The following is a 6,361-nucleotide window of genomic DNA, read 5'->3' as shown; positions in this document are numbered from 1 at the left end:
CTCGCGCAGGTGCGCTCGGCGCACGAGGCGGTGGCCGCGGTGCAGGGGGTGCTGCGCGGCACGCTGGCGCTGGGCGCCGAGCAGTGCATCGCCGGGGTGCATGTGGCGGGGCTGCTGGCCGCCTTCCGGCGGGAGCACCCGGACGTGGAGATCCGGCTGCGGCAGAGCGGTTCGGGCGCGCTGGCGGAGGGGGTGTCGGCGGGCCGGCTCGACCTGGCCTTCGCCTACCGCGTCCCGGCCGACGGCGACCAGTTGCGCTCGGTGCCGCTGACCAGCGAGCCGATGACCGTGCTGTGCCACCCGGAGCACCGGCTCGCCGAACTGGGCGCGGTGCCGGACCCCGCCGCACTGGCCGGTGAGGTGTTCGTGGACTTCCACCCGGACTGGGGGCCGCGCCGGGCCACCGACGCCGCGTTCGCCGCGGCCGGGGTGCGCCGCACGGTCGCCCTGGAGGTCAACGACGTGCACAGCCTGCTGGACCTGGTGGACGAGAACCTCGGCATCGCGGTCGTCCCTCGGCACTTCCGGCACAAGCGGACCTCGCTCACCGCGCTCCCCCTGAAAGGCGTCGACGAGGCCGCCTACGAGACGGTGGCCCTGCTGCCCCCGGAGCGCGCCACCAGCCCGGCCGCCCGCGCCCTGATCACCCTGCTCGGCACGCCCCGGGCGGAACCCGGCGAAGCCGGGTGACCCCACGCTCTCGCGCCGGGGGCGGGGATGCGCGAGGGTGGGAACATGCACGCGAAGGAGATCCTCATCGAGGGCTACGACCGTATCCGGGAAGAAGTCCACACCGTGCTCGACGGACTCGGCGCGGACGACCTGGACCGCTCCCCCGCGCCCGGCGCGAACTCCATCGCCTGGCTGCTGTGGCACCTGAGCCGGGTGCAGGACGACCACATCGCCGACGCCTTCGGGCTGGAGCAGGTGTGGTTGGCGCGGGACTGGGCCGACCGCTTCGACCTGGAACTGCCGCACCACGACACCGGCTACGGCCACACCCCCGAGCAGGCCGCGAAGGTGCGGGTCCCCTCCACGGTGCTGCTGGCCGGGTACTACGACGCGGTGCACGACCAGACCCTCGGCGTGCTGCGGACGCTGGCCGCCAAGGACCTGGAGCGGGTGGTGGACGAGCGCTGGGAGCCCCCGGTCACGCTGGGCGTACGCCTGGTGAGCGTCCTGTCCGACGACCTCCAGCACGTCGGACAGGCCGCCTACGTCAAGGGGCTGCTTCAGAGCGCTGCGGCGTAACCCGGCAGGATGACGTCCTCGATGAGCGCCTTGCGCTCGTCGAACGGGATGAAGGCGCTCTTGACCGCGTTCACGGTGACCGTGCGCAGGTCCTTCGCCGTCCAGCCCGCCTCCTCGACCAGCAGCGCCATCTCGCGGGTCATGGTGGTGCCGGAGACCAGGCGGTTGTCGGTGTTGAGGGTGACCCGGAAGCCGAGGTCCTTCAGCGCGGTGATGGGGTGCTCGGCGATGGAGGTGGCGCAGCCGGTCTGGAGGTTGGACGTGGGGCACATCTCCAGGGCGATCCGGCGGTCGCGGACCCAGCCCGCCAGGCGGCCGAGCTTGCCGTCCACGATGTCCTCGGTGATGCGGACGCCGTGCCCGAGGCGCTGGGCGCCGCACACCTGGACGGCCTGATGGATGCTGGGCAGGCCGTACGCCTCGCCCGCGTGGATGGTGAACGGCACGCTCTCGGCGCGCAGGTGCTCGAAGGCGGCCAGGTGGTCGGCGGGCGGGAAGCCGTCCTCGGCGCCGGCGATGTCGAAGCCGACGACCCCGGCGTCGCGGTAGGTGACGGCCAGTTGGGCGGCCTCGCCGACCCGGTCGAACATCCGCATGCCGCACAGCAGGGTGCCGACGCGTACCGGCGTCCCGGCGGCCGCCGCCTTCGCCATGCCCGCCGCGAGGCCCTCCTGCACGGTCTCCACGACCTCGGCCAGGCTCAGCCCGGCGCGGGTGTTCAGCTCGGGGGCGTAGCGCACCTCGGCGTAGACCACGCCGTCGGCGGCGAGGTCGAGCACGTACTCCTCGGCCACGCGCAGCAGGCCCTCGCGGGTCTGCATCACGGCGAGGGTGTGCTCGAAGGTGCCTATGTAGCGGACCAGGTCGCCGGAGCCCGCGGCCTCGACGTACCAGGCGGCCAGTTCGTCGGGGTCGGTGGTGGGCAGGGTGTGGCCGACCGCGGCCGCGAGTTCGATGACGGTGGTGGGGCGCAGGCCGCCGTCGAGGTGGTCGTGCAGGACCGCCTTGGGGAGCCGGCGGAGGGTCTCGGTGTCGATGCGGGGCGCGGTCATGGCGTGCTTCCTCGGCGGATCGTGCGGATGGGGATTCAGGCGGCGGGCTGGAGCAGGTCCCAGCGGTTGCCGTAGAGGTCCTGGAAGACGGCGACCGTGCCGTACGGCTCGTGGCGGGGGTCCTCCAGGAAGGTCACCCCGTGGGCGGTCATGCGGGCGTGGTCGCGGGCGAAGTCGTCGGTGTGCAGGAAGAAGCCGACCCGGCCGCCGGTCTGGTCGCCGACGCGGGCGCGCTGGCCGTCGTCCTTCGCTCGGGCGAGGAGCAGGCCGGTGCCACCGCCCTCCTCCGTTCCGGGCTCCACCACGACCCACCGGGAGCCGTCCGGGCGGGCCTCGTCCTCGGCCAGCCGGAATCCGAGTGCTTCGGTGTAGAAGCGGATGGCGTCGTCGTAGTCGTCCACGACGAGGGTGACCAGGGCAACGCGGCGCATCGGAGCCTTCCGGTGGGGGTGGTTAGCGGGAGAGGTTATACGTAAAACTACCGGGGCGCCAGTCTCCTCCTGAGAGGGGCTCGGCGGGGTGCTCCGCTACTGGTGGAAGGCGTTCAGGCGGCCCAGTTCGCCGTCGCTGAGCTTCAGGGCGCCCGCCGCGGTGTTCTCCGTCAGATGGGCGGGGTCGCCGGTGCCGGGGATGGCCAGGACGTGCGGGCCCTGGTGGAGGGTCCAGGCGATCCGGACCTGGGTGGGGCTGACGCCGTGCGCCTGTGCGATCTCCGCGACCGCGGCGTCCGCGTCGGCCGCGACCCGCTCGTGCATGCCCCGTTCGCCGGTCTCCCCGGCAACGGAGTAGTACGGGACGAAGGCGATGCCGCGCTCCCCGCACAGCTTGAGCAGTTCCTTCCCCTCGGGGCCGGGGGTGTCGAGCCCGTACCGGTTCTGCACGGCGACCACCGGTGCGATGGCCAGCGCCTCGTCGAGGTGGCGGGGTTCGACCGCCGAGACGCCCAGGTGCCGGATCAGGCCCTCCTCCCTCAGCTCCGCGAGGGCGCCGAAGTGTTCGGCGACCGAGTCCTGCCGCATCCGGCGCAGGTACACCAGGTCGAGGTGGTCGCGGCCGAGCTGGCGGAGGTTCTCCTCCACGTGGCCGCGCAGCTGGTCGGGGCGGGCGGCCGTGCCCCAGGAGCCGTCCTGCTCACGGAAGGGGCCGACCTTGGTGGCGATGACCAGGTCGTCGGCGTAGGGGGCGAGGGCGGTGTTGATGAGTTCGTTGGCGGAACGCAGGGAGGAGAAGTAGAAGGCGGCGGTGTCGATGTGGTTCACCCCGAGTTCCAAGGCCCGGCGCAGGACGGCCAGCGAGCGGGCCCGGTCACTGGGGGTACCCAGGTGGAAGGCGGCGTTGCCGGTCAGCCGCATGGCGCCTAGGCCTACGCGGTGGACGGTGAGGTCGCCGAGGGCGACGGTGCCGGAGGCTGCCGCGGTGATCGTTTCATTGGTCATCGGCGGAGTGTGCCACGGATGCCGGGCGGTGTGGCCGGGGTAGGAAGGGACGCATGACGATCACCGATCACCCGCTCGTCGCCCGCGCCCGTCTGCTCGCCGCCGAGCTGCTGGAGCCCGAGGCGGAGCAGGTCGACCAGGAGGGCGTGCCGGCGAGCCACATCGAGGCGGTGAAGCGGTCCGGGCTGCTGGGCCTGACGGCACCGGCCGAGTACGGCGGCTCGGCGGCGCCGCCCGCCGTGGTGCGGGAGGTCTCGGAGATCCTGGCGGGCGCGTGCGGTCCCACCTGGTTCGTCCAGTCGCAGCACCACACCCCGGTCCAGGTCCTCGCGCGCGGCGAACGGGCCGCCCGCGAGCGCCTGTTGGGCCCGCTGGCCCGGGGTGAGCTGTTGTCCGGCGTGGCGTACGCGCAACTGCGCGCCCACCCCGGAGCACCCGTACGGGCCCGCCACGACGGCACGGGCTGGCGCTTCGACGGCACGGTCCCCTGGTACACCGGCTGGGGACTGAACGACGTGCTCCTCCTGGCCGGCCTGACGCAGGACGACGAGGCGGTGTTCGCGTTCGTGGACGCCCGTGACCAACCGGGCCTGCGTCCCTCCGCACCCCTGCGGCTGGCCGCCCTGACCGCCGCGCACACGGTCTCGCTGGAGCTGGACGGCCTGCGCGTCCCCGATGACGCGGTGGCCCTGCGCATCCCGTACGCCGAGTGGGCGCCCACCGACCGGGCGAAGACCCTGAACACCAACCCGGCGGTCTTCGGCATCGCCTCGGCGGCCCTGTCACTGCTCGACGAGAAGACGGCAGCCCCGCTACGGAGCCATGTGACGGACGTCCGCACCCGGGCGTACGCCCTGGCCGACCACCCGGCGCCGCTGGAGCGGGTGGCGGAACGCCTGGCGGTACGGGCGGAGGCGTACGCGGCGCTGAACACCGCCACCACGGCAGCGGTCGTGGCGGGGGGCGGACGCTCGATGTCCCTCACGTCCAAGGCGCAGCGCCTCGCCCGCGAGGGGATGTTCCTGCTGATCCAGGGTCAGACGGCGGAGACCCGGAAGGCTCACCTGAAGGCGCTCGAGCCCTAGTCGTCCGTGCGGCCCTCCACCACGACCAGGAAGGCGTCCGACTTGAGGTCCATGACCACCGTCGCGGGTTCACCCTCGGCCCGGCGGGCGGCGGCGTACTCCTCGGCGGGCCAGGAGCCGCGCGGTGAGCCTGCGGGGAAACGCTCCAGCACTGTCGAATTCATGGCGGCGGACACCTCCGGCGGAAGGTTCGGACGGGACACGGAACCTGTACCTCATCGGCTGCCCGGCCATCGCACGGACATGCCGCTGTACGCCGTTCGGCCCTACCGCATCCACGGGTGGCGCCGGGCGGGAAGGGATCACTGAGAGGCCGTGGCGGACCACGGGCGCACACCGATGCCGAGGAGCCGGAGACGATGAACGACGACGAGCCCGAGGGCGGGCTGCGCTGCCTGGTGACCGGGGCGACCGGCTACATCGGAGGCAGGCTCGTGCCGGAGCTGCTCGCCGCCGGACACCGGGTGCGCTGTCTGGCCCGTACCCCGGGCAAGCTGCGGGATCACCCGTGGGCCGGTGACGTGGAGGTGGTGCGGGGGGATGTGACGGACCCCGACTCGCTGGCCGAGGCGATGCGGGACGTCGACGTCGCGTACTACCTGGTGCACGCGCTCACCAGCGGGGACGACTTCGAGGAGACCGACCGGCGCGCGGCCCGGTACTTCGGCGAACAGGCGAAGGCTGCCGGGGTGCGGCGGATCGTGTACCTCGGCGGGCTGACCCCGGCCGGGGTGCCGGAGCGGGAGCTGTCCCCGCATCTGCGCTCGCGGGCCGAGGTCGGGCACATCCTGCTGGAGTCCGGGGTGCCGACGGCCGTCCTGCGCGCGGCGGTGATCATCGGCTCCGGCTCGGCCTCCTTCGAGATGCTGCGCTACCTCACCGAGCGGCTGCCTGTGATGGTGACGCCGAGCTGGGTGCACACCCGTATCCAGCCGATCGGTGTGAAGGACGTGCTGCGGCTGCTGGTGGGCTCCGCGCTGCTGCCGGAGGACGTGAACCGGACCTTCGACATCGGCGGCCCGGACATACTGACGTACCGGGAGATGATGCTGAGGTACGCCCAGCTCGCCCGTCTGCCGCACCGGCTGATCCTGTCCGTGCCGATGCTGACGCCGGGTCTGTCCAGCCACTGGGTGGGGCTGGTGACTCCCGTGCCCGCTTCGATCGCCCGCCCGCTGACGGAGTCGCTGCGGTACGAGGTGGTGTGCCGCGAGCACGACATCCGGCGGTATCTGCCGGAGCCGCCCGGGCATCCGTACACCTTCGACGAGGCGGTCCGGCTGGCGCTGCGCCGGGTACGGGAGGCGAAGGTGGCCACCCGCTGGTCGTCGGCGTCGGTGCCGGGCGCGGCGAGCGATCCGCTGCCGACCGACCCGGACTGGGCGGGCGGCAGCCTCTACACCGACGAGCGCGAGACGGTGGTGGACGCGCCGCTGGACCAGTTGTGGCGGGTGATCGAGGGGGTCGGCGGGGACAACGGCTGGTACTCCTTCCCGCTCGCCTGGTTCCTGCGCGGCTGGATGGACCGGGCGATGGG

The 6,361-nt window shown here is 72.9% G+C and carries 8 protein-coding genes; 4 read left to right on the top strand and 4 right to left on the bottom strand.

What is annotated here, in order from left to right; all coding sequences use genetic code 11:
- Together CCN33_RS19750 and CCN33_RS19745 are read left to right on the top strand one after the other, a co-directional pair.
- Nucleotides 1-690 (top strand): LysR substrate-binding domain-containing protein (locus CCN33_RS19750; protein ID WP_086694910.1); only part of this gene is annotated, 690 nt, incomplete at its 5' end.
- Nucleotides 691-735: 45 nt separating this feature from the next.
- Nucleotides 736-1,251 carry a mycothiol transferase gene (locus CCN33_RS19745; protein WP_140394599.1) on the top strand — a complete coding sequence of 172 codons (516 nt, stop codon included), beginning with the start codon at nucleotides 736-738 and terminating at the stop codon, nucleotides 1,249-1,251.
- Here CCN33_RS19745 and CCN33_RS19740 read toward each other — a convergent pair.
- From CCN33_RS19740 to CCN33_RS19730, 3 genes are all read right to left on the bottom strand, one after another.
- Nucleotides 1,233-2,303 (bottom strand): adenosine deaminase, encoded by a 1,071-nt coding sequence (locus CCN33_RS19740; RefSeq protein ID WP_086694908.1) that lies wholly within the window; start codon nucleotides 2,301-2,303, stop codon nucleotides 1,233-1,235. The genes CCN33_RS19745 and CCN33_RS19740 overlap by 19 nt on opposite strands.
- 35 nt (nucleotides 2,304-2,338) lie before the next feature.
- Nucleotides 2,339-2,734, bottom strand: a complete 396-nt coding sequence (locus CCN33_RS19735; RefSeq protein WP_086694907.1) for a VOC family protein — start codon at nucleotides 2,732-2,734, stop codon at nucleotides 2,339-2,341.
- Nucleotides 2,735-2,830: 96 nt separating this feature from the next.
- A complete protein-coding gene (locus CCN33_RS19730; protein ID WP_086694906.1) occupies nucleotides 2,831-3,739 on the bottom strand; it encodes an aldo/keto reductase in 909 nt (302 codons plus the stop codon).
- A 53-nt stretch (nucleotides 3,740-3,792) separates the two neighbouring features.
- On the opposite strand from CCN33_RS19730, the gene CCN33_RS19725 reads away from it, so the two are divergent.
- Complete coding sequence (locus CCN33_RS19725) at nucleotides 3,793-4,824, top strand: acyl-CoA dehydrogenase family protein (RefSeq protein WP_086694905.1); 1,032 nt, start codon at nucleotides 3,793-3,795, stop codon at nucleotides 4,822-4,824.
- Here the strand turns inward: CCN33_RS19725 and CCN33_RS32130 are convergent.
- Nucleotides 4,821-4,988, bottom strand: coding sequence for a hypothetical protein (locus CCN33_RS32130; protein ID WP_165425585.1), 168 nt, complete (start codon nucleotides 4,986-4,988; stop codon nucleotides 4,821-4,823). The genes CCN33_RS19725 and CCN33_RS32130 overlap by 4 nt on opposite strands.
- A gap of 195 nt (nucleotides 4,989-5,183) precedes the next feature.
- Here CCN33_RS32130 and CCN33_RS19715 point away from each other — a divergent pair.
- Nucleotides 5,184-6,361, top strand: a 1,178-nt coding sequence (locus CCN33_RS19715; protein ID WP_086694903.1) for an SDR family oxidoreductase, incomplete at its 3' end; no start/stop codon positions are given.

The sequence above is a fragment of the Streptomyces recifensis genome (assembly GCF_002154615.1).
Classification (GTDB): Bacteria; Actinomycetota; Actinomycetes; order Streptomycetales; family Streptomycetaceae; genus Streptomyces; species Streptomyces griseoluteus.
This window is presented reverse-complemented; position numbering and strand designations above follow the sequence as displayed.

What these genes read in the sequence shown, in the direction of transcription:
- CCN33_RS19725 (WP_086694905.1), top strand. Translation starts at nt 3,793, where the DNA reads ATGACGATCACCGATCACCCGCTCGTCGCCCGCGCCCGTCTGCTCGCC.
- CCN33_RS19745 (WP_140394599.1), top strand. Translation starts at nt 736, where the DNA reads ATGCACGCGAAGGAGATCCTCATCGAGGGCTACGACCGTATCCGGGAA.
- CCN33_RS19730 (WP_086694906.1), bottom strand. Translation starts at nt 3,739, where the DNA reads ATGACCAATGAAACGATCACCGCGGCAGCCTCCGGCACCGTCGCCCTC.
- CCN33_RS19740 (WP_086694908.1), bottom strand. Translation starts at nt 2,303, where the DNA reads ATGACCGCGCCCCGCATCGACACCGAGACCCTCCGCCGGCTCCCCAAG.
- CCN33_RS19735 (WP_086694907.1), bottom strand. Translation starts at nt 2,734, where the DNA reads ATGCGCCGCGTTGCCCTGGTCACCCTCGTCGTGGACGACTACGACGAC.
- CCN33_RS32130 (WP_165425585.1), bottom strand. Translation starts at nt 4,988, where the DNA reads ATGAATTCGACAGTGCTGGAGCGTTTCCCCGCAGGCTCACCGCGCGGC.